16 protein-coding genes are annotated in these 24,911 nt (G+C 42.6%); 5 read left to right on the top strand and 11 right to left on the bottom strand.

Going from position 1 to position 24,911, the window contains the following annotated elements; translation table 11 throughout:
* Positions 1–7: 7 nt before the first annotated feature.
* Genes LX64_RS02705 through LX64_RS02690 form a run of 4 tightly spaced genes read right to left on the bottom strand, consistent with a single transcriptional unit; the run spans position 8 to position 8,051 of the window.
* Complete coding sequence (locus LX64_RS02705; RefSeq protein ID WP_111596056.1) at positions 8–1,663, bottom strand: SusD/RagB family nutrient-binding outer membrane lipoprotein; 1,656 nt, start codon at positions 1,661–1,663, stop codon at positions 8–10.
* 20 nt (positions 1,664–1,683) lie between these two features.
* Entirely contained in the window at positions 1,684–4,809 is a 3,126-nt protein-coding gene (locus LX64_RS02700) for a SusC/RagA family TonB-linked outer membrane protein (RefSeq protein WP_111596055.1), read from the bottom strand.
* A gap of 41 nt (positions 4,810–4,850) precedes the next feature.
* Complete coding sequence (locus LX64_RS02695; protein WP_158538508.1) at positions 4,851–6,707, bottom strand: FAD-dependent oxidoreductase; 1,857 nt, start codon at positions 6,705–6,707, stop codon at positions 4,851–4,853.
* Between the two features lie 51 nt (positions 6,708–6,758).
* Positions 6,759–8,051 carry an alpha amylase family protein gene (locus LX64_RS02690; protein WP_211324714.1) on the bottom strand — a complete coding sequence of 431 codons (1,293 nt, stop codon included), beginning with the start codon at positions 8,049–8,051 and terminating at the stop codon, positions 6,759–6,761.
* Positions 8,052–8,636: 585 nt separating this feature from the next.
* Between LX64_RS02690 and LX64_RS02685 the strand changes: the two genes are divergently transcribed.
* Positions 8,637–9,869, top strand: a complete 1,233-nt coding sequence (locus LX64_RS02685) for an ROK family protein (RefSeq protein WP_111596053.1) — start codon at positions 8,637–8,639, stop codon at positions 9,867–9,869.
* A 540-nt stretch (positions 9,870–10,409) separates the two neighbouring features.
* Here LX64_RS02685 and LX64_RS02680 read toward each other — a convergent pair.
* From LX64_RS02680 to LX64_RS02660, 5 genes are all read right to left on the bottom strand, one after another.
* A complete protein-coding gene (locus LX64_RS02680) occupies positions 10,410–11,297 on the bottom strand; it encodes a hypothetical protein (RefSeq protein WP_148707166.1) in 888 nt (295 codons plus the stop codon).
* Positions 11,298–11,324: 27 nt separating this feature from the next.
* Complete coding sequence (locus tag LX64_RS02675) at positions 11,325–13,172, bottom strand: BamA/TamA family outer membrane protein (protein WP_111596051.1); 1,848 nt, start codon at positions 13,170–13,172, stop codon at positions 11,325–11,327.
* A gap of 204 nt (positions 13,173–13,376) precedes the next feature.
* Positions 13,377–14,564: a DUF5009 domain-containing protein gene (locus LX64_RS02670; RefSeq protein ID WP_158538507.1), complete on the bottom strand. Its 1,188-nt coding sequence runs from the start codon at positions 14,562–14,564 to the stop codon at positions 13,377–13,379.
* Between the two features lie 84 nt (positions 14,565–14,648).
* Positions 14,649–17,237, bottom strand: coding sequence for a family 20 glycosylhydrolase (locus tag LX64_RS02665; RefSeq protein WP_111596049.1), 2,589 nt, complete (start codon positions 17,235–17,237; stop codon positions 14,649–14,651).
* A gap of 75 nt (positions 17,238–17,312) precedes the next feature.
* A complete protein-coding gene (locus LX64_RS02660) occupies positions 17,313–18,455 on the bottom strand; it encodes a glycoside hydrolase family 18 protein (RefSeq protein WP_211324713.1) in 1,143 nt (380 codons plus the stop codon).
* 136 nt (positions 18,456–18,591) lie between these two features.
* On the opposite strand from LX64_RS02660, the gene LX64_RS02655 reads away from it, so the two are divergent.
* Both LX64_RS02655 and LX64_RS02650 read left to right on the top strand, forming a co-directional pair.
* Positions 18,592–19,347 (top strand): hypothetical protein, encoded by a 756-nt coding sequence (locus LX64_RS02655; RefSeq protein ID WP_111596048.1) that lies wholly within the window; start codon positions 18,592–18,594, stop codon positions 19,345–19,347.
* Entirely contained in the window at positions 19,337–19,999 is a 663-nt protein-coding gene (locus tag LX64_RS02650) for a DUF2306 domain-containing protein (RefSeq protein WP_245952519.1), read from the top strand. Before LX64_RS02655 ends, LX64_RS02650 begins: the two co-directional genes overlap by 11 nt.
* Positions 20,000–20,055: 56 nt before the next feature.
* Here the strand turns inward: LX64_RS02650 and LX64_RS02645 are convergent, their stop codons facing one another.
* Together LX64_RS02645 and LX64_RS02640 are read right to left on the bottom strand one after the other, a co-directional pair.
* Positions 20,056–21,210: a tetratricopeptide repeat protein gene (locus tag LX64_RS02645; RefSeq protein ID WP_111596047.1), complete on the bottom strand. Its 1,155-nt coding sequence runs from the start codon at positions 21,208–21,210 to the stop codon at positions 20,056–20,058.
* A 99-nt stretch (positions 21,211–21,309) separates the two neighbouring features.
* Positions 21,310–22,140: an energy transducer TonB gene (locus LX64_RS02640; protein ID WP_111596046.1), complete on the bottom strand. Its 831-nt coding sequence runs from the start codon at positions 22,138–22,140 to the stop codon at positions 21,310–21,312.
* A 205-nt stretch (positions 22,141–22,345) separates the two neighbouring features.
* Here LX64_RS02640 and LX64_RS02635 point away from each other — a divergent pair, with 205 nt between their 5' ends.
* Entirely contained in the window at positions 22,346–23,734 is a 1,389-nt protein-coding gene (locus LX64_RS02635) for a TolC family protein (protein WP_111596045.1), read from the top strand.
* Between the two features lie 33 nt (positions 23,735–23,767).
* The gene (locus LX64_RS02630; protein ID WP_111596044.1) at positions 23,768–24,904 is read left to right on the top strand and encodes an efflux RND transporter periplasmic adaptor subunit; all 1,137 of its coding nucleotides are present in this window, start codon (positions 23,768–23,770) and stop codon (positions 24,902–24,904) included.
* Positions 24,905–24,911 lie beyond the last annotated feature (7 nt).

The raw sequence follows: 24,911 nt of genomic DNA, 5'->3' as shown, positions 1-24,911 counted from the left end.
ATGGGAATTAAGGTTGACTGAACCACATTTCTCTCGTTGCATAATCGCCGTTGATATCCATACCTAAACGATCCCATTCTGCACGGTTCCAGATATACTCGGAATTGTAGCGTGGGCGTACGCGGTAGGCAGGCTTATCACCATTCGCAAAGTAGAAGCGTTGCGGTAATTCGAAACCTTTGAATACTTGGGTACCTGTTTCAGCATCCATGTCGGTATAGTGGTAGCGACGTAAATCCGTCCAAGTTTCCACGAAGCCCCAACCCCATAACGCAATGTATTTCTGTGCCATGATATCGCTCATGCGTAAATCGGCCGCATTTTGTTTCACCACCTTCGCATTGTTCATATAAGCTGTTTTAGCAGCATCGCTGATAGCAGGAGATGTTTTGGCGAAGTATTTCTTTAGGTAGTCGAAATGACCGTTAATACCTGCTTTATAGGCTGTATGAGCAGCTCCTTTATCCCCTATTTTCATGTTCGCTTCTGCAAGAATGAATTGCATTTCGGCGTAAGTCATAATAGGGAAAGAAGCATCATCTCTGAACAGGTACTTACCTACACCTGGACCAGGGCGAGTATTTGCTGGGTAAGAGTTATATACTTTATCACCCCACACGTACGGTACACGACGGCGTGCTTGGGCTTGTTTTATTGTATCGGTATACGATACGAAAGGTTCGCCTTGTAAGGCAGAGATCGAACGGTAACCACCATTGTTTGTACCTGCAGTATCAGCTGAAATAGCTAACATAGCTTGCAAACGAGGGTCGCGGTTAGCTGGCTCGGTGCTACCGGCTGCAATGGTACCATCCATTAAGGAAACGATATACAAGCTTTGACGAACGTTGTAGAAACTTGTAGTAGCAGTATAAGAGGTACCGTAGAAGTTACAGTTAGAAGAAGAGGTTCCTAAGAAAGAAATCAAGAAATCGTCATCTGCAGATGCCATGGCTTTTTTAGCATAGTAAATAGCAGAATCGGCTTGGTAGGTGCTTTTGTTAGAAAGGTGTTGATAGTTTCTAGCCAAAATCCCGCAAACGAATTTCCTCCATTTAGAGCGATCGCCACCATATACGAAATCAATCTTGCTCATTTTCGCTTGGCTTACAGCGCCGTCTTCACGGTTAAGGTACGTTAAAGCGTCGTAGCAAAGGCTGCGTACTTCTTTGTATACTTCTTCTTGGGTATCGAATTTGAAAGTATATAAACCCGGTTTAAAGGCTTCTTTCATGATGATATCGCTATGGTAATCGGTAGCTGTTTGCCAGCACCAAGCGCGGATAGCTTTTGCAATACCCAGGTAATCCCATTTCTTCTTAGCTTCTGCATCGGCGATAATGTCTTCAATGGTACGACCAATCGCGTAATACGTCATACGCCAAATTTCACCACTTGGATCTTCGTACGCGGCGGGAACAGTCCAACCGTGCATATCGTAGGTTTCGTTGGCGTTGATGTTTTGCCAGTTTTGGGTGTATCTACCAAGGTAGGCACCATCGTATTGCATACCGCGCGCCATTTGTGTAAGAATGGAAGGCAATAAGCTTTCTCCACCAAGCAATTGCGGTGCATTTGGATCGGTGTTGATGTCGATTTTTTTACGACAAGCAGTTGCTCCTACAAGGGCACCAGCTAATAATATGAACAATAATTTTTTCATTACAATGTGGTGTTGAGGGTTTAGAAATTAACAGATAAACCAACGTTATAACCAATCGGCGCAGCAATGCTACCGTAATCGATGCCCACGCTGCCGTAACCTCCGATTGCAGGCGTATTGTAGTTCGCCATCGGGTCGGCACCGGAATAGTTTGTAATCAAAATTGGGTCGGTTACCGTTACGTAGATGCGCGCACCAGAGATCAATTTCGTACGAGATAAGAACTTGCGCGGAACATTGTAGCTCAAGGTTACGTCGCGTACACGGATCCATTTGATGTTCTTTTCGATGAAGTCTTCATCAGAGAAACCTGCTGTGCTGGTACCGATATTGTAATAGCTGTTATAGTAGTATGGTGTAACAGCGGTGTTGTTCCATGTAGGGTGATCCGTATTTTCGAAACCGTCTTTTACTACGCCTTTGATGATGCGCGGGTTTTCACGGTCGAGTGTTTTACGGCTCAACATGTTTTCGTATAAGAATGCTTCGTTACCATTATACACATCGCCACCGTAGCGGATATCTGTGTTCAGGGTGAATACGAAAGAACCAAAGCGGATATCATTTACAATACCCATTTTAAACTTCGGTGCGCGGTCGGCTACAATGCTATAATCGGTTTCCTTAATTGGCATACCGGTGGTAGCATCGATAAGGATATCGCCATTTTTGTTACGCGCGTATTTACGGGTAGTTAAGCTAGAGGTGAAGCTGTTAGGTTTGGTAATAGGGCGAACGTCGCCGGCACCGAATGTACGCGTATCGGAGAATTCTGGCACATCGGCCGGCATTTTCACAATACGACCAACGTTCCTATCAAAGTTCACCGTCATATTCCAGTCGAAATTCTTCTTCTGAACGATGGCGCCTTTTACTTGAATTTCCATACCCTCGTTCCTAATTTCACCACCATTTAAGAAGATTAACACGGCACCTGTACCATAGCTGGTACGCACGTTCAACAATTGTTTTACGCTACGTAAGCGGTAATAGGCGAAGTCGATCCCTAAGCGTTTCTTGAAGAATTGGAGTTCAGTACCCATCTCCAAGTTGTAAGTATATTCCGGTGTAATATTCGGGTTACCACTGGTAGAGTTAGCCAAGTAACCACCACCTTGGTAAGAGTTGGGCGAATATTTATTACCCATGATGTAGAACTCGTACGGTTCTTTACCTGCTGATGAGTAAGAGAAACGTAAACGACCTTCACTTAAGATATTTTGGTGCTTGAACAAACCATGCTCCGTAAATACATACGACAAGCTCGTTCCCCAGAAATCGAAGCCCGGCACTTTATAGCCAGGCGCACGACCCGGTACGTTTGGTAATGCTAGTTTAGATGCATAGTCGTAACGGTAAGTACCCGAGATATAAATTAAGCGGTTGTAATCGAATGAGTAGTTAGCAAACATCGCCCATTTGCGGAAATTACGTTCGTTGCGGTTAGCAGCAATGGTAGCAGGATCGGCGTTGTTGATACTATTGAAATCGGGAACAGATAATTTCTCACCACGTTGCGATGTTAACATCAAGCGGTTATCGTCGTAAGTAGATGACAATACCAAGGTGTTGTTAAACTTACCGAAACGCTTATTGATGGTTGCTTTTACAACCGAGTTAATTAAGCGGGAAGTTTCGCTATAGTCGGAAATGAAACCATTTGTAGCCACACCTGTTCTTGATTCTGGGTGACGGAACATATTGCTGCGTGTAGTGTATACATCGGCGCCTACGATACCTTCTAAATTCAACCAAGGCAAGATATCGATCCCTAGTTTAACGTTCCCCAACAAGCGATCATTCAAATCGGTATTACGGTTTTTGTATACATCGTAGAAAGGGTTATCATTTTCAGTACCACCACCAATTTTTCTACGAGAACCATCTTCGTTCATGTAATCTCTTACATCGTCGTTCACCGGCCATGTGAGCAAGCTCAACAATACACCACCTGTACCACGGGAAGCCTTGATGTTATTAGAAGAAACATACGTAGCAGAACCTTGGAAGTAAGCCTTCGGCGATAACTTCACGCTACCTACTAAGCGGATAGTAGATTTCTGGAAGCGGGTAGTTGGAATTACACCCGATTGGTCGATATAACCGGCAGATAATAATACAGAAGCAGTTTCTGTACCACCACTAACAGATAGGTTATGTCGTTGTGTGAAACCTGTTTGGAAGAAATTATGGATATTATCGAACAACTGTGTTGTATCGGTGTACTTTGTACCACCGAACACGCGTTGCGTATAATCATCTACACCGTTACGACCGGGGCCGTATACAGCTTGAATGCTTGGTAAGCGTTTCAATGTTTCCCAGCGGAAAGAGTTATCGTACGATACCTTGCCTTTACCAGGTTTTGGTTTCTTCGTAGTGATAACAATTGCACCCGATGCACCTTCAGAACCGTACATGGTTACTGCTTCAGGACCTTTTAAGATCGTGATGCTAGCAATATCTTCGGGGTTGATATCAATCCCACGGTTGGCATAATCGGCTGTTCTATCTAATAAAACAGTACCGGCAGTAGTAGAAGCACCGAGCATTTTATCTTGTGAAGGCGTGTTGTTACTAATCGGCAAACCATCGATTACCATCAATGGCTGGTTATTACCCGACATTGATACGGCACCACGTAACACAATGTTTACAGAAGCACCCGGTGCACCAGATGAAGAAGTAACAGTAGCACCCGGCACACGACCGGCTAAGCCCATTAAGAAGTTTTCGCGTTTTGAGCCGGCAATTTCTTCACCGCTCACAACGGGTGCAGAGTAACCCAAAGAGCGACCAGCCTTTTGGATACCATAAGAAGTACTAATGTTTACCTCTTTCAACTGTTTCGCATCGCGTTTCAGTTTTACATCCATCGTATTAGCGGCCCCTACTTTTAACTCTGTAGGTAAATAGCCGATATACGTAAATACCAAAATATCTCCTTCACTCGCCGACAAGGTGTAATACCCTTGTGTATTGGTCAGCGCCCCCTTCGTGGTACCTTTAATTTTAACAGATAGCAAGCCCAACGGCGCGCCATCGTTTGCATCAACTACAGTGCCCGTGATCGTTTTCGACTGTGCTATCGAACGAAACGGAAGCAACATGCAAAGAAGCAGCATGCAAGTGAGCATTTGTTTCATAATGCGGGATAGTTTTAAATTAAGTTTGGTTGATAAAGCAATTATTGATGCATCCAATTTCCGTTTATATCGATTTGTTGTAGTTTGAATGGATCAACCCATTGTTTGAGCCAGTTGGCCAGCTCTTTTCTTTTGATGGTTTGTTGACTGTCCTTTTCTTTATTGATAAATGTTGGAATGGTTGGTATTTGTTTGTTCCACGTATAGTTTTTCACAAACGTGTTAATCATTTCATACGCGCGGGCCTTTGTGAGGGCTGTATTGGCATTGAAGTTATTGGCATTGAAGCTGCTGTTAAACTCCATCAAGCCCAAAGCAAAGTCCTTTTCAGTAACCGTACTATCTGGGTAAAACCAAGTTTGGTTGGCCCATTTAAATGGCACCCCTTTCCCTTTCAAAATACCCGTGGCGCCTATTTCTTGAATGGCTAGGAAATGATCGTTGTAAGGCTTTACATCATAGTAAGGCATGATGTACGCTTTGGATTGCAACAAAGCACCTTGTACAGCACGAACAGAAATTTGAGCAGGTGTAGTATTTTGTTGTACACTTAATGCAGCTAAAACGCCCGCTGCTTGGCCGGTAAGCATCACGCATGGTTGTAAACGCGTGGTACCGTTTACGATGTTGGAGACAGAAATTCCTTTTTCTGCTACGATAAAATTCTTCGCTTGTTTTGGTATCATCACCCCTAAAGGCACGTTGAACGATGGCACAGGATAAAACTCTAAGTGCTGAGGCGCTTCGGCGTTTTTCTTGTGGTGATGGTCGATTGGGTAATCGCCCACGCTTATGCCTGTTCTATATAAAGGCGTACCATACGTATACGGTGCATCGATATGGCGCATCGTAAACCTTACTGCACCTTGCATACGGCGACCTTCGCGGTGGTAAGGAATAAGGGGTAATAAGTCTTTCGTTGGGAATTCATCTTCCGCTAAACCGAGGTTTTTATATCCTAATTCATGTTGAATAAAATAGACAAATCGCAAAGTAACAGCCTTCGCTTTTTCTAATGCTACGGCGCGTTCTGCATGCGACATTTCAATTACATCTAAGTAAATATCATTGCCATGCAAAGGCCAGTTGAGCAAATATTTTTCGTTAGGCAGTTTTGCATAATTCAACATCGATTGGTTATCCACACGAGGTTTTTCCAAAGTTGTATCATGACAAAACTGGGTAGTAGCGCAATCAAATTCCAAAGGATCGTAATCGGCCGGGCAAGGAATAGTTTTATCAACCCCTTTCCCAAAATCCTTTAACACAGCAGTGTAGGTAAGATCTTGGATAATGCCATTGCTTTGTTCGATACCCACTTTTTCACCGGTAATGCTGCCCGCCTCCATACCTTTATCGTATGGCACACCGGCACTTTTCATCACATCACCTAGTTCGGTAGCGTCCATTACTATGTTCGCTGTTACAGTTAACGTTTCACCTTTGGCATTTTTAAAAATAGCCCCCGTAATACGGTTTCCTTTTTTTGTAGCACGCTCAAACTCGTACCCATAGCGAATAGCCAGCTTTGCTTCTTTCGCGGCTATCACCTTCCAAATACTATCGGCTACATGGGGTTCGAATTGGGTGTTACTTACCCAACCTGTAAATACTTTTTCAGGACCACCGTATACTTTGTAGATATGATCGCGAAACTCTTTCCACAGGCCAGAAGGCAGGTTGTGGTTACCGTCAATTGCAGAAACACCTGCGGAAGACAGCATACCGCCTAACCATGGCGTAGGTTCTACGATGAGCGTTTGAACGCCCATGCGAGCAGATTGAATACCGGCAGCTGTTCCACCGGTTCCACCGCCAACAATCAACACCTGCGTGCTGATCTTTTTTTGGGCATTTACCGTTAGCGTGGAAGCACTAACGGTAAATACTAACAACATTTTATGAAGTAGTTTACATAACATGAGAATAGCAAATAAGAACGTTGTAGATTATAGATTTCCTTTCAAACCTTCGGTGAGTGCATCCCACCAACCGTTATTGATAATGTGTACAACGTCGAACACCATTACGCCATCGCTTTTCGCGCGGCACATTTTCATGGCTTTAATGAATTGGTTCTTATCTTTTGCGTATTGGTCAACATATAAACCAGCATATACAGGCACCGCACCTTTTACTAAGTCTTTGCTTAATTCAGCAGAACCTTCTACTGTGTATAAAGGAGATTTTGCAGTTTCCATACCGGCTTCTGTACGAGCCGCTTTTGCATCGCCTTTATTTACTTCCGATTTCGCTACTTCGAAGAAGTAACAGCCGGTGGTGAATAAGTCGAGTAATTCTGCGTAACCGTATTGTTTGTATTTTTTAGTTGCCCAGTTGTAGTCTTTAGATGGGTCGTATTTTTTGCTAGCCCAGTTAACACCTACTTCGTAGTAGGTGCTATACCATGCACCGGTATAGTCGCCGAAGATGATTTTCTTATTGGCTTTCTTTGCCACTTTACGTGCATCGGCGAAGAACTTGTAAATAACGCTAGCGCGCCATTCCAACCATTCTTTATATAATACACCTGGTTCGCGTTGTTTGCCTTTATAAGTGTAGATATCTGAAGGGAAGTTCGCTACTTTCTTACCGATGTATTTTTCGAAGAGTTGTTGAGATAAGGGAGAGAAATCGGCTTGAATACCGTCGTAACGACCGCGATCGAGGATGATACCGTCGAGCGTTGGGTACATATCAACGATTTCTTTTACGATACTTAGTTCGTATGCACGCACTTCGGGGTTAGCCGGGTTGAGCATCGCCGAGTATTTGGTTTTGATTTTCGAGATAGGTACTAAGCCGCTATCGGTATAGTTAAGCGATTGCCATTCTGGATGGCTGGTGTATACAACGCCGCGATCGAAATGGTTATGACCTGCAACGAATACGTTCATAGAAGCATGTGCTACCATGTTACGTTTATGAGCTTCGTTGATGAACACCTGTAGCATATCGAAATCTGCAGCACGTTTATCGCCGTTCCAATCGAGCATTTGTGGAGCGATTTTGCTTTTATACAGCACTTCGCCGGTAATAGGCTTTACATCGATTACCACGTCGGTTACACCGGCTTGTTGGCATTTATCGAGAATGTTTTTAATAGAGTCTTCGTAAGAGAAACGTTTAAAGTTAGCCGTGGCATCGAACCACAAAATGTTACGCCTTGTTTGTGCTTGCGCCATGGAAGCGAAAAAGCAGCAAATTAGAAGTTGGCAGAGTAAGCGTCCATTCATCTTCATGGAATAGTAGTGTTTTGTTTTTGAATAGTTCCGTCCTTGGGGTTTGGCAAATGTGGATGGTTGATATTTTAATGATACACTTCGTATTAAGCGTCATTAATGTAATATTAGATTTCTCGCAAGGCTAAATAAGCAAATATTTTATTAATAAAGAAATACTTATTAAAATATTTTCTTAACATGATTAATATTAACCAATAAATTTAAGATGAAATGGCTTTATAAGAATTTAATACCAATTGGCTTCCTGCATAAAAGCCCGGAAGTTATTTAATCCCTCTATATAATGTGGATAAGCTTCCACCAGCGGAAAACGGTGATGAGCGCTATTCTCGAAAACGTAATACCGCCCGCATGCTAAAACGCAGGCCTGTTTAGCGCCACCGCCGGACGAACGGCCAAAGCATACCATCATACTACATTTAGAAAGCATTTAAGAAGTTGTAAAATCTTGGCGGATGTATTTAGCGGTAAGCATTTTGTATTCAACAACTTATAACAAATCAGAATTCTTTTTTAATTTTTTTTAAAAAGATAATAATTTGATGTTTATTTGTACCCACTAACGTAAGCAAAAGCTGCTATATGAGCGCTAAACATACTTTTTTCGAAGAATTGAATCTCGAAAACATTGGCGGGGTAGCCTATAAAAACCTCAGCCTCAAGAAGAAAATAATCGCCTATTTCGCCAACACAGGAAATGCTACCATAGCTGACCTTAGCCGCGAGCTGAACTCCAGCGCGCCTAAAGTAACGCACTTGCTCAACGACCTTATTCATGATGGTATGGTGCAAGACTATGGGAAAATCGATTCTACGGGCGGTAGAAGGCCGAACCTTTACGGGCTGGCACCAGATTCAGGCTTCTTTATTGGCGTAGAAGTAAAGCGTAACCACGTAAACCTTGGCTTGCTGGATTTTAAGAAGAACTTGGTGAAGTTGGCCGAACGGGTACCTTATAAATTGCAGAATACAAAGGCCTCCCTCGATGAATTGTGCAAAACGATTCTCAGTTTCGTTGACGAGCTGCCTGTATCGAAAGATAAAATCTTGGGCTGCGGCGTAAACTTATCGGGTCGTATTAACTACGCTACGGGGTATAGTTATAGCTTTTTCTACTTTGATGAGGAACCGCTAAGCAAAATTATTGAAAGCAGGATTGGGATACGCACGTTTTTAGAGAATGATTCGCGTGCTATGGCCTACGGCGAGTTTAGTAATGGCGTGGTGAATGAAGAGAAGAACGTGTTGTTTATCAACCTCGATCATGGTATTGGCTTAGGGATATTAATCAATGGGCAGTTGTATTATGGCAAATCGGGGTTTGCCGGTGAATTCGGGCATATCCCTTTCTTTAATAACGAGTTAATCTGTCATTGTGGTAAAAAAGGTTGCTTAGAAACAGAAGCTTCTGGCCAAGCCCTTGTACGCAAGTTCCGCGAAGCCCTCGACGAAGGTTCATCTACTGTACTTACCCGTAAGCATAAACGCAGCGAGGATGTACAATTAGAAGACATTATCCAAGCCGCTATTAACGACGATGTATTGGCAATTGAGCTGATCGCTGAAATCGGGGAGCAATTGGGTCGTGGTATCGCCTTGCTTATCAACCTCTACAACCCAGAACTCGTTATCCTTGGTGGAACCTTAAGCACCACCGGCGATTACATTCGCCTTCCTATAAAGAGTGCCATTAACAAATACTCGCTCAGCCTTGTGAATAACGATACACAATTGAAGATTTCGAAACTTGGGGAGAAAGCTGGTATGATAGGTGCCTGCCTTTTGGTGAGGAATAAGTTACTAACGATGTTATAATCACATATACAATATATTGAGCCGTTTGCACTTAAGTGCAAGCGGCTTTTTTGTTGTTATCTACTTACGTGTATGGTAGTACTAAATACAACCAACCCAACATCAACATCACAACAAAGGAAACATAAGGGAAATACAAGGGAACAATAAGGTGATTATCGATGTGAATACGATGAAACTACATGGATTTACATGGAAACTACATGGAAGTTACATAGGAACTACATAGAAACTGCATGGGAAGTACAGAAAAACACATGAAAACTAGCTAAAATAGCTTGTAAGGGAAGCAGAAGGCAGGGACAATGACTGAATCACACCTTGCAAGGTGTACATTTTGCAACATAAATACAATTACCACCTACTAGGTAGTAATTTGCGACTACGGTACCTTGTTGTAATCGCACCCTGAAAGGCTATATGCAACATCCAATAACCGTCATTCGCCCTTTAGGGGATAATTAAGACAATCAATAAGAACGATTGGAACTTACATGTAGGGAGGGAATGGATTCTATTACAAATTACACCATCTTCCTGCTAATTGTACATCACTTCAATCTTATATTTCATTTGCCCAGACATCGTCCACTTCTCCACTTCTAATAAACCTAGTTGATTATATTGAAAGTATCTAATATCCACAGGAGGCAACTCCTCACCTTTGGGGCCAAAATTAGAAATCGCTTCTTCTACTACTCTTCTTTTATCGTCATACTTAAAAGTGCTTTCCTTCCACCAATCCAATCTTCCTGTTCGCTTCAGCAGAAGCCCATTTTTCACTTCATAAAAATACTTATCGTCACGAACTAGCGTATCAGCCTTGTAATCATAATAAGAAAATCCAACAGTATATTGCTTCTCTCCTTCTTCTTTGCAAAGTGTGTGCTTATGGTAAGTGCTATCATACTTCTTCATAACACGGCCATCATCCTCATAGGTATAGGCCGTGTAAAAAACAAATGTATCAATCCCATTCCGGCTTTCAAACCGGTTCACTTGATGGTGATCGTCATAGGTGTATAAATAGGTGTATTGACTAATAGTACCATCAGCATAATACTTTACTACCTCTTCTTTGGATAACAAGTTGCCGACAGTATAGTAAAACTTAACTACCTCACGTGATGAGCGTTTATTTGATTCCCTACGCTTTTCTGTTACATAATTGAAGCGTTCTATCGACACCTGTTGACCTTCATCATTGTGTTGCGAAATACTTTCTATTCTTTCCCACATCACTGTCCCACTATCGTTATACTGAATTCGTTTTCTCGTGACTTCATGTATCCCCAACGCCGCCAATACACTATCGTTCGACTGGGGGGTATAATAATCTATTTGAACAAGTCGTTTGTTCTTAGTAGTGTATTGACAAGATTGAATTGTACAAATGATCATCGTTATCCACATTAAGCGTAATATCATAGGTAAAATAGTTAGGTATAATTGCTGTTATCTAAATGAAATAAACTGCGGAATCTTCAAAGCGAAGATATCAAATCTTAAATCACTTACGGTGGTTAATTGGAACCAAACACCCTGCATACCGGGGGCTGCATTCGGGTAAGCATAGGCTGCTAATTGCAAGGTATTGATCGACAAGTTCTCGTTACGGATTCTTACACCCACACCGAAACCGCTGTAAATGGGATTACTTAGCAAGTTCGTTTTTTCGTAGTTTAACTGCGAGGCTTGTAGGCTGAGGAAGAAGTTGAATTTGAAACCGTATACGCGCAAAGGACTATACCACACGGTTTCCGACTGCACATTCAATCGTTGGTAACCATTGATGGTTGTACGCACATACCCCGTTAAGCCATTTTCACGGTTAATATTAAGGGGCCTGTAAAAGTAGTTATTCGGGTTACCCAGGTAATCGATCCGTCCAAACTGGCGGAGGTAGCCTTTCTTCCCAAATTTAAACAGGCGACTGAAATAATCCACTTCACCATGTATCACCGCATCTTCGGAAACACCGGCTTGCCAGAAGGTGCCCATACCCAGTTTAAGGGTAACAATGCCTTGCATTTTGGTTAGCCAATCTTTTTGCATTTCCACACCTGTATAGAACCGCCTTCGACCCACCCAGTTTTCCCAGCCTGCTGTTAGGCTGGCGTTGTAGCCAAAGGGAATATCTTCCGTTCTACCAAAACCGAAGAAGTGATGTGCTTTGAAGAAGTCTTGTTTGAAGATATAAAACTGGCCGATGTAATAGTGACGGTCGTTATATATAGGATCATTTTTATAGATTTCTTGGTTGGGTCGCTTGTCGAAGTTCACCCGGTAATACCTTCCGAGGATAGCCATATCGGGTTTACTCCCCATTTTACCATCGTCGCCACGGCGGCGGCGGAAATTATAACCCGTCCACACATCGAATACATTGTAGCGGTAATCGCGGTACAAGCTATCGGCACGGTTGCGGATATTCATAGAGAAGTTATGCGCCAAGGTTAAACCACCTGCTAAAGAGGCTGTTTGACGGTACAAGGGGCGGTTGACGCGTACATAATACGAACCTTCGTACACGCCCGAATCGAGGGCCGTGGTATTATTGAGGGTGGAATACCCTACGCTTGCATCGATAAATGAGCCCCAAAGGTTGTATTTAGTATAGGAGATTTCGGAGTTCCATTCCGGCTTATAATCTTTATCCCACAAGAAACCCACTTCCACCTTCTGCCCTGCACCAAATAAATTGTTATTGTACACCGATGCCCCTACGGCAGAAGTTTGCACTTTGCGAACATCGGCACCGTATTCAAATACATCCTTGGTAATTACCAGCACATCGGCGGTATCGTTATTATCGGTAGAATTAACCACGTATATCCGCGCATCCTGTATAAAAGGGCGGCTACGTAAGTACCTTTCGTTTTCAGCTAGTTCGAATGCGTTCACCGTATCGCGTTCGCGGAAGAATAGGTTTTGACGAATGAGCCATATATGCGAATTGTAATGGAGTTTATTCGCCATTTTAATGAGCTTCATATTCGTTGTAAAAGTGGTATCGTTAATACTGCCGGGACCGAATACTTTCAATTGCCTGTAGATAATGCGGCGGATTACTTTGCCCGTATGTTCCGTGAAGTACTTTTCACTTTTGTACATACTGCTATCTTCCGGCTTAGGGGGTTCGTTGGCTTTGGAGATTTTGCGGAGAACAGAATCCCGGAAGCGCCGGTTTTTCAATGAATCAACATAATCGTTTACTTTTCTGAACCAACGTTTTTTCTGTTTCTGCTCAACGGGTACAGTATCCCGGTCCGGATGTTGTGCAAAAACAGGGTTTACGGGCACACTAAAAAGTGCCAGTAAAAAGCAACAGCCGAACAGTAGTAGTATAAATATTTTACAGAAGCGGTTCAATTCGTAATCCTTCCAAAACTTAAATGGGGAAACAATTCATGAGTCGACAATAGGCAACAAATAAATTTCTTCCCCACATAAGTTAACGAAATTACCGCAATGATGTTACATAATCCTCTGCAAAACGGGAATTTATTATAACTGTAATCTTAGCTTCCACTTCGTAAGCAAGTAAGAAATGCCTAGCACCAAGAAGGAAAACGCGATACTCCATACCACGCCTGCTGCGCCTACTTTCCAAGCTGCCGGGATTACTTCCACGCCCGATAACCAAATAGCCGAGCCAATAATAAATGGTATGATATACGTTAATAACGGGTTGCTAGCAGCCGGTTGTAGGAATCCTGTCCATTTATATTGTTGTTTTATATCTACAATTAAGTAGATGATCATATACAAAACGGTGCAAATCGCCGAGCAATATAATGCCCATGGTGGTGTAGCGCCAATTTTAGAAATAGGATAGAAATAGTGTAATATGAATGCTGCTACTGCCAAAGCAAGGCCATACGCTAATGCGCGTTCGTATTTCGCACGGAAGCTCCATTTGCCATAACGTTTGCCGAAGAAGATAGTAGATAACGTTAAACCGCAGAGCACTAACGATGTATGAATAGCATGACCGGAATGTGCGCTGAAGAAGGAACCTTCGAGGCCCGGGGTTTTACCGAGTACATAAAACACGATACAAGCTGCTATCGCGGTAAACATCCAAATCAATTTATCTTTTGTAAGTAAATAAATAATGGCTGCGAAGAAGTAAGCCCAACCGATTAAGCCAAGAATACCCCACCAATGAATCTTCATACCTTCGTCGCCATTCTCGCCACCTTTGTATAGGAAATAGAGGGCAATTAATCCCGCAACACCAATACCTTTCATTGTATACACATATACCTTGTTCTCGCTATAGTACACTTTCCAAATCAGTATGACGAACAAATAAAAGAGTAAGCTCCACGCTGGGATAGGGATCAACATCTTCTCTTCATTATAGCCCCCTTCCGCATTCACCATAAACAAACCCAGCACTAATAATCCCAATGTGCGGAAAACAATATGCCATACTACTTTGCCCATGGTATCGCCTTTAGAAAGACGGTTTTTAATAGCAAAGGGAATCGACATACCCACGATGAATAAAAACGCGGGGAATACTACATCCACGAACGACATACCATCGGCTGAACCTGGCATGTGCTTCGCCCATTGGGGCATGCCGCTTACGCCTGCCAGTTCATTTACAAATACCATCACCAGGATGGTTAAACCTCTTAATACATCAATGGAGCGGATACGGGCCGCTGTTGTAGGAGAAGACATAGTTCTTTTGGTTGAAAAGGTGATGCATAAAAAACATGCACAAGCAAGAAGCCTGTGCATGTTCACTAACTTAACATGTAAAAATTATGGTCGTGGTGCTGTTTGCACTTGTACCGGTGCGCCTGCGTCGATTTCGATCACACGGCCACCGCGACCTTTGCTATCAAATACTCTGAATTTAACTTTGCCTTTCGCGTTGAGTGGCGCGATGTAGGTAGGACTTTTAGCTGAAGGTTCTTTACCATCCACGGTATAACGTACAGTCAATCCCGGGAATTGAACATTCGCAAACACTTGGCCATCTTTTACAACAGCACCGGCAGTTGGAATGCGATAAAGGTAACCACCACTGTAATTCGCTAAACGTGGTAATTCGCGTTTACCAATAATGTTCGCTAAGTGCGACCATGCCTCTTGGTACATTTGTTCAGCTTTGACTTCATCTTTTTCTTGTGCCCAAGCTGGATCTTGTGCCCAAGCGCGTTCTGCCAAACCTAGTAAACGTGGTAATAATTTATACTCGATATCTTCCGTTGTTTTGGTTGTTTCACTGAAAATAACCCCTTGAATACCTACGATATTCGACTTACCGAAATCTGTTAAGCGGTCTTTTCCAATGAAAATGTTTTTATTCAACGGTGCACCGTATGCATCTACCTTAGAGTTCTTAAAGTAATCGTACGGGATAAGGTAGAATGGTTTATCCACATCGATATAACCGCCCCAGTAGAAGCCGGGTTCATCCCAACTTTTCTCGTACGCCATATCGAAGTAGTTATTCGTTACGCAGCTTAATACCACTTTGTAACCCGCGTTGGCTAAACGGTAAGCGAGATCTTCTGCACCGCCACCCAAGATATTGTTCCATACATCCACTTGAACGTTCTTGTTCGCGAAATCGGGATTTGGAATGCTGGTAGATTTACCATCGAGCTTGGTTTTACGCATGCCCACTTCTTCCCAACCGTATAATTGGATGTTGTGTTTTTGAAGGATGTTATACACTTGTTGATAATAGTAGTACCAAACATCATCTACAGATGCAAGGTTCTTTTCTTTCATCAACTTCGCAACAGCAGGAGAACCTGTCCATGCACCATGAGGTAGCTCATCGCCACCGAGGTGCAAGATATTCAATGGCACGCCGGCTTCTTTGTAGATATCCACAAAATCTTTCACCACTGTTTCGATGAAACGGTAGGTTGAAGGTAAACCTGCATCCATTACGTTATCTGTGAATGCTTGCACAGAAGCGTACTTCGATTGTTCGTTCAGATCTTTCAGTAAATACTCCGTTGCTTTGGCTTCGTTGCCTAAAGCGTGGTAGTGAGCATAGCGAGCGTCCATAGATTTCACCGCTGCGCGGGCGTGTCCTGGTGATTCAATCTCAGGGATCACGGTAATATGGCGTGCTTGTGCGTATTTAAGGATATCGATGAATTGTGCTTTTGTGTAGAAACCAGTGCCTTGGTCGTTATTGGCATCTGGGCCTGAACCGTATGATGGTAGCAACATAGTATTGGCAGCACCATGACCACGTTTGGCACCAACAGATGTTAACTCTGGCAAGGAAGGCATTTCAATTCTCCAACCTTCATCGTCGCTAAAGTGGAAGTGCAAAGTGTTCAACTTATACAATGCCATTACATCAATCACCTTTTTCACATCGCCAACGCTGTGGAAGTTACGTGCCATATCGAGCATGAAAGAGCGGTAACCGAAGCGGGGCTCATCTGTTACATTTACATTGGTAACAGCTACCGACTTCTGTTTGCCTACCCAAGCTTGCCCTGGCATTAATGTTTTCAACGATTGTAAACCGTAGAAAATACCTACTGGGCTGCTAGCTGCAATGGTAATACCATCGGTGGTTACTTCCAAGGTATAAGCGTTTTCCGGCAAGGTGTTTTTGCGCAATGTGATGCCGTTGCCAACACCATTTTCATGAACGGTTAACGGTTTGCCAAAAACGGCCGACATTTCATTGGCAAATAATGCCGCTTCGTTTTTGAAGCTAGGATCGGTGTTGATGGCGGTATTGGGGTTGAAGTTGAAAGTACCGCTTGTTTCTTTGTAATCTTTTGGTGTTGGGAAAACCTTCACCAATTTCTCTTCCGCAATATTTTGGATGAGTGCGTTTTGACTATATACTTTACCTGCGCTGATAGGGGCGATATTATCGCCAGAAAAGCGGAGGAGTTGTTCCTTTTTAGTAGAGGGGGTTACACTGAAGTTCTTAATCGCGTACCCTTTATTCACATCACTATTCCACACTAGGTATAAACCTGCAGGGGCATCGGATTGATGCAATACCCAAGCATCAGAAACTAGATCGATTTTTACAGAATCACCTGGTGCAATACTTTTAAAACCCTCGGTGGGCGTGATTTTGTATAAATCGCCGTTAACGTGGCTTAAGCTCACACCATTAATAGCGGCCGGTTTCACCGGGCGTACGAAGTTATAATACAACTCCCAACCGCTCGCCGGGAAGGCTGTTTTTCCTTTGTTTACAATTGTGAAACCCGATAACGTGGCCATTTTCCCTTCGTGGCCATTGGTTACTACACCCCAAGTTACTTTTAAATTACCGGCGTCGAACGTTGGCTGCTGCTGCTGAGCCAGCACCGGCGACGCGCCCAATAACATGGCTACTAATAGTTTTTGTATCATCTTTTGTGAATTAGGATTGTTTGTGAGTCCTGTGATTATATGCGAAACTGTGTGTGTACCCTGTTTTTCTAACGTTTACTTTAAAGTTACATGAATCGTGTTTAATAAATAGCCTTTAGGATCACTGGAATACTCCCAGAACATTACACCGCCTAATTTGTACTTGGTTACGTAGTTACATTTCGCGATGACAGATTTTTCGTCGTCATAGGTAATGAATACTTTTTCCTTGGCATTGTACAAATACGGTGCTTGTGCATTTTCATCCCAATAAGCCGTGTAGGCACTGTCGTTCAAGAATTTCTCTTTGATGGTAGTAAATCCGCCACCACGAACGCCTTTCTCTGGCACTTGGTTTAATCCAAAGTTGGTATCGTCTTTCATTTTGAAACCACGACCGTAGAACGCGATACCCATTACAATTTTAGCAGGGGGTACGCCGGCTGCAATATACAAACGAATAGAACGATCTGCAGAAGATTCTTCAGGATCTTTTGTGGAACCGTACAAATTGGTGTGGTGACCGGCAATTTTCGATCCTTCGGTTTTGTAATCGTAGGTCATGAGGTTCACGTAATCCAAGTACTGTTGAGCCTTGTCCATTTCCGTCATTTCGATACAGCTTTTAGATGCGCCTACAGCTGTTGTGAGCAATAACTTTTGTTTGAGTTTTGCTTTCTTTTGGAGACTATCGAGGCTGTGACGGAGTTCTTTGAACATGAGGGTGAAGTTTTGTTTATCTTCTGGGCGGTAGACATTGCCTTCTTCACCAGGCAGGCCTGGGTATTCCCAATCGATATCCACACCATCCAGTTTGTACTTTGCTACGATAGCAACAGCACTGGTGGCGAACTTCTTTCTACCGGCTTCCGTGAGAACGGCATCGGAAAAGTTCTCGCTCCATGCCCAACCGCCGATAGAAATGACGATTTTGAGGGATGGGTTGATCTTCTTCAAAGCGCTCAACGTACGGAAGTTAACGGTATCCGTTTTTTCATTTGTGAGGAATGCTTCTCCATCTTTAATGTTAACAAATGCGTAGTTGATGATGGATAGTTTTGATGCGTCAATAATTGATGCGTCAACTAACCCACGATAACCACCTACATACCCTATTACCACTTTGGGCGAGGGTTTCTTTGTGCCGAAGAGGTTGAGGGAACCGAAGCACAGGGCCATGACCAAGCTAAGTTGGTGCGCTATTTTTCTGTATTGCATAGCCTTAAATATATACAACCATCGTTACAACACATAACCGCTAGTCATTTATACAAAACATTCAACAAGCGTACTTTACACGTTAATAGCAAAAGAATGGACCTGTTTTTCTATCTTTACTAAAACTAATTAACCTATGATGCGTAACAGCCTATTAATGGCCCTAATAGTAGTATTTATTGCAGCTTGTAATTCCAACACCCCTCAAACAGCAACTGGCGATTCCACAGTAGCACCTGTAAATAATGGCTTAGATTTAAAACGCTTAGCCATTGGGCACTATACGGGCGATTTCGGCGGGGCTCCTATTCACATCATTATCAACTTCGTAGAAGAAAAATTTATAGCGGGTTACAATACCCATAAAGGCAACCGTAGAAACGTAAGTGGTACGATAGAAGCAGATGGAGATAAGTGGAAAGTTATCTTGAACGAACCTGGCAGTCATGAGTACGATGGCGTGTTTACACTCATATTTGATAAAGACTTCGCTAATGCCACAGGTTCTTGGAAGCCCTTTAGCGACTCTTTATCAGCGAAGCAATTCAAATTAGTAAGGCATAACATAGATGATAATGATCCTAAAAGTTTCATGGAAAGCAACAGTTACTACGACGGTAACCATACTTTATCTTTTTACCAGGATGGTAGCTGCGAGATAGCTTATTATCCAATTAAAGCTGATTCTACTAAAGTATTACAACAAGTGATTGTAAAAGGAACTTACAAATACGCGAACGAAAAGTATTACATCAACTGGGGTAAAGAAGGATTTAATAATCGCCGTGCCGATACTTTCCTTGTAAAGCATACCAAGCCAGACCCCAATAATGAATATGAATCACTCTCTATTACGAATGCTGACTTAGAATTAATGCAAAATGAATTCTAAAATTGGTGGGGTACTGCTACGTGTAGCAGCAATGGCAGCTATATTATGGGGCACATGGTTGATGATTTTGCTTAGCCTACCATACACGAGCTTCGATCCGTATATTGATTTCTTGAACTCCAAACAGTTGGTATACCATATTAAAACGTGGCGTTACAGCTTTTATATCCACGTATTTGTAAGCACAATTGTACTAATAACCGGTTTACTACAATTCAGCAAATACATTATGTTCCGCAAGGCTCAATTACATCGTGGAAGTGGCATAGTGTATATAGTGATAGTAATTTTCCTTAGCGGCCCATCGGGCTTAATTATGGGTATTTATGCTAATGGGGGCCTTGCTGCACAGGTAAGCTTTGTATTACTATCCTTGTTGTGGATCTTGTTTACTGGATTCGCTTTTTATTATGCTACCAAGCGGAAGTTTGCGATACATGGGCATTGGATGTTGAGAAGCTTTGCTTTAACCTTATCGGCTATCAGCTTGCGGTTTTATGCTTTCCTATTAGCTACCTTTCATGTTCATTTGCATCCTAGAACAGCTTATATCCTAATAGCATGGTTGAGCTGGACATTAAATTTACTCCTTGCGGAATACTTGATCCGCAGGAAATGGATCGAAAAGTATTATTTAGGTAAATTGTTATAAAAGAAAACCCCATGCAGCATTCACTACATGGGGTTTATTATATCTTGTAATAGTTATTACCTAGATGCTAATGATGGCGTTTCTTTTACAAACTTTCCTTCTTCATTAATGGTGTACATTTCTTTATACAATTCCTTTCTCGACACTTCCTTCAATTCATCTTCATAATTCATTTCTTCACGTTTCTTTGAGAATTTCAAGTCGATAAATGTCAATTGAAACTTGCCATCTTGTAATAGGTCACCCACAACGAATGGATCTTCCAACTTATCCCGTCCAGCAATTACCATTTTATCGATGATGCGGCCTGTTTTAGCATTGTAATTACAGATTACAAACATCGGTGGTAACATGTTAGTATACATCACATCCTTCACCGCATAAATCAAACTACGGTAAATAGGCGTAGTTTTTAAAGTACCCACTGCGTAGTATACCGATCCCGTTTCGCGGGAAAACTTATCATCGCGGCTCATTTCTGGTATAAAAACTTCGTAATCATAATAAAGACTATTCTCTTCGTATAAGGGGCCTGACTTTTCGTTAAGTACTAATGGAAGTTCTATAGGTGAGAAAGAACGATAAAACAATGTCCATTGTAAGGCTGCCGGATCACCTACACCCGCAAATGCTTCTTGCAAAACATACTTTAAATTGCCATTTTCCCGGAGATATTGCATATCGGGGTCTTTCATAATTTGATCGAAATTACCGTAACCAAATTCGATGGCTGATGTTAAATAATGCTCGGCCAACTCTCTATTACCTAATAAACTATAAGCACACGAAATATTGTACAACAACTTATTCACAGGTTTATAGTCTAATGCTAAAGCCATCTTAAAAGCATTTACAGCTTCCTTCATATTGGTAGTACGCACCATTTCATTATCCCCTTTTACAGATAATAGCGCATTGCCCAATTCGTAATACGATTGTGCTTGCGGGGCAATAAAAATGGATTGTTTAAAGAAGCCGATCGCTTGTTGTGGTTGCTGTTGGTTTCGAAATAAATCAATCGCGCGTAGGAAAAGTTTTTGTGAAGAATCGTTTTTTAATTTCCCATCTTTCAATAGGGCAAAAACGGCTTCACGATTGTAGAGGTTACTAGCATTTAGTTTAGGTGTATCGTCGACCTTCTGTTGCTTTTTACCTGTTTCGGAACAGGCAAATAACAGCATCATGGGGAACAACAGCGTTAAATAGCGCATAGGAAATAGAATTTGCATAAAGTTACGTGAAATGTGGATAAATGCAAGAACCCGGTACTTGCGTACCGGGACTTTACCTAACAACTACTACACAAGTCTTTAATTTCCTAACCTAAAACGAATAGGCAAGTTGAACTGCACATTTACGGGCTTACCATTCTGCTTCCCAGGATTCCATTTTGGCATTTTCTTCACCACCCTTAAAGCCTCTTCTTCTAAGCCTCCACCACGTACGGCACCTGTTGTTTTAAAATCCTTGATATTACCATCACCATCCACTACGAAAGTTACAAATACAGTACCTTCAATTCCATTCTCAGCAGCCATAGAAGGATATACAATCTTGTCGTTCAAAAACTTGTGTAAAGCTTGGTCGCCACCAGGGAAAGAAGGCATGATTTCTACAAAGGTGTAAATCTCTTCTTTCTTCTCTACCGGCGGGGTTTCTACACCACCGGCTGTAGGGCCTAAGCCGTTGGCACTGGGGTCAAAATCACCTTCTACCCCATCAGTTGTTTTGATACCGATTGCTTTGTTATCTGTACTTTCGATTGGTGGCATTTCTTCCTCTGGCTGCACCTGGTCATTATCCACAATACGTGGATGTGTGAATGCTATTGTAGCAACTGCAGGGGGAGGCGGTGCTTGCACCGGAGGCGGGGGAGGAGTTACGGTTTCTGGAATTTCAACGTGCTCTAATACAGTTGTTACAACTACAGGCTTTCTTGATCTATCAATATTTGACAAATCACTATTACTAGCAATTACATAACCACCTACTAACAGCAATGAAATTGAGAACGTTGCTAGTATTGAGTTACGTACACGCTTATTATAGCTCTTACGTAATTCGTATGCACCATAATCTTGGTTTCTTCCATTAAAAAGAAGATCGATAAAATCGGATTGTAAAATTTTATTTGTTTCCATAGCGCGATTGATTTGTTATAGAGATGAAGCGCTACATTTTTTCCATAAAGATTTTTTTCTATTTAGCAAAAATGGGCGAATTCGCCCATTTAATTAATATATAAATCACGCTCCCACACAACCTTTTTACCATTCCCCTGTTATTGATTTTTAGCCGGAGACCACGCTAGGACAAAACCCGGTACTTCTTTTAAGCTCTATCCATATGACGAATTGGAAGCCAATGACACATAAACGTATCTTAACACTCATTATAGCCCTGCAGGCCGCCTTTGTTGCGCCACTTCTAGCACAAACAGCCGGCACTGCACCGAGTATCAACAGGTTAAATTTGCAATCCAGCATACAATATGCCCTGGAACACCAATACACCCTCTTGAATGCTCGCCTTGCCACCAAGAAATCTGTAGAACAAGTACGCGAACAAAGAGGGAAACTATTCCCCCACGCAGAAATCAATGCCAATTTCGTAGATAACATTAAGTTGGCCACATCACTTATTCCAGATATTTCTGCCGGTGGTAACCCTAATAACCGCATTCCCGTGCAATTTGGCACCAAGTTTACATCGAATGTAACAGGGCAAGTGAACCAAACCATTTTCAACAGCGATTACTTCCTCGGCCTGAAAGCGGCCAAGGTATATACCGAGTTATCTACCAAAGATCTCCGCAGAACGGAGATCGATACGCGTGTAGCCGTTACCGAGGCTTATCTAAACGTGCTCGTTAACAAAGAAGCCATCGAAATACTGGTGGCTAACCGCGACCAGCTCAAGAAAACCTTGGAAGATACCAAAGCCCGTTATGATGTTGGTATCGCTGAAAGGATTGATGTGGACAGGATACAAGTTTCCTTCAATACCACCGAAACCCAAGTGAAGAACGCAGAACGCTTACTATACTATAGCTATTTCGTACTGAAATTCCAGATGAGTATGCCGGAGGCCGATTCACTGGAGTTGATGGAAACCGTGCGCGACTTCGATCCAACGAAAGACTTACCACAAGACACTTCCATGTACGAACCGCACGACCGGGTTGAATATTCCATGCAAGAAACCCAAATCGCCCTCAATCAACTCGATCTGAAAAGTAAAAAACTCAGCATACTACCATCGCTCAATGCCTACGTAAACTACGGCTGGAACTTCTTTGGTGCCGATATGGGCGAGCTGTATAAAAGCGGTTTCGGTGCCAGCGCCTTCGGGGTTACATTCAGTTGGCCGGTTTTCCAAGGTACGGAACGTGTGCACCGGGTGAATCAAAGTAAAATCACGCTGCAACAATCATATTACGATCTGCAAAACCTTACCCTACAAATTCAATTAGAAGTACGACAAGCCTTCACCGAATATCAAAACAATATGCTCATCCTTTCTACCCAAAAGCAAAACATGGAACTCAACCAAGGTATTTACGACCGGGTGGAGTTGAAGTTTGAGCAAGGCGTAGCCACGAGCTTAGACGTGATATCGGCAGAAGCCGAGCTGAAGCAATCGCAAGGCGATTACATCAATTCATTATTGAATGCTTTGTTAAGTAAAGTACAACTCGACAAAGCCATGGGTAAGATCCAAACTACGGGTCGTTAACATTTCAAAACAGGTTATTATTAAAAAGAAGATATGCAACCATCTACTTTTAGAAGATTTCAATTACACTCGCTACTACTTGCCGGTAGCATAACGCCAATGGTGATATTACTGGCCGCTTGTGGCGGAAAGAAATCCGCGGCACCCCCTAGTATGGGTCCTACCCCGGTAGTAGCTACCACCATTAAAGCCAGTAGTTATACAGTGACCGAGAATTTCCCTGCTACCTTAACGGCGAACCATGTAGTAGAAGTACGATCCGACGTAACGGGCTTCTTAGAAGCCATAAAAGTACCCGATGGTAGCACCGTAACGAAAGGACAAGTATTATACGAAATCGACCGTAGCAGGTATGGCGCCACGGTAGAACAATCGCAAGCTTCTGTTGCCCAAGCCGAAGCCGACTTAGCACAAAAGCAAAGGGATTTCGACCGGTATAATGCCTTATTGGAGAAAGATGCGATTTCTAAACAAACAGTGGACCAAGCTAAAACGGCCGTTATGACATCGAAAGCGAATCTTGCTGCCATGAAAGCCCAATTAGCCCGAACTAATACCGACCTTACCCATTCCGTTTTGCGTGCACCCGTTAGCGGCAGCATTGGTATTGCTTCTATTCGTGTAGGCGACATCGTGAATGCAGGGCAAACATTGATCAACACCATCGTAAACGAAGACCCTATGTATGTTGATATTGATGTGCCGCAACAACGCTACCGTGAATTCGCAACAGCATTGGCCCATCAAACAGCCACACCCCGCAGTTACTTCCTCACCTTCAACGATCAAACTACGTATGAAGAGCAAGGAAAAATTTTGTTGGTGAATAATACTGTAGATCAACAAACAGGCACCATCCGAGTACGCCTTAGCTTTCCTAATGCGAAACGAGAATTAAAATCGGGTATGACGGCTGTATTGCAAGTACGTTACCAAACGCCGGATGATCAAGTGGCCATTCCTGCCAAAGCCATCCGCGAAACATTGGCAGAAGTAGACGTTTTAACGGTGGATGAACATAATGTAGTGCGTTCGAACAAAGTAGTGAGAGGCGCTATCGTAGATAGTATGCTTATTATCACCCAAGGTTTAAAGATTGGCGACAAGGTGATAACAGAAGGCATGCAAAAAGTAAGACCTGGCGATACCGTTCGCGTACAATTGCGTTAACAGGCAA

The organism is Chitinophaga skermanii, from assembly GCF_003259335.1.
Classification (GTDB): domain Bacteria; phylum Bacteroidota; class Bacteroidia; order Chitinophagales; family Chitinophagaceae; genus Chitinophaga; species Chitinophaga skermanii.
Note: the sequence above shows the minus strand (reverse complement) of the source record. Positions and strands in the feature narration are given on the sequence as shown.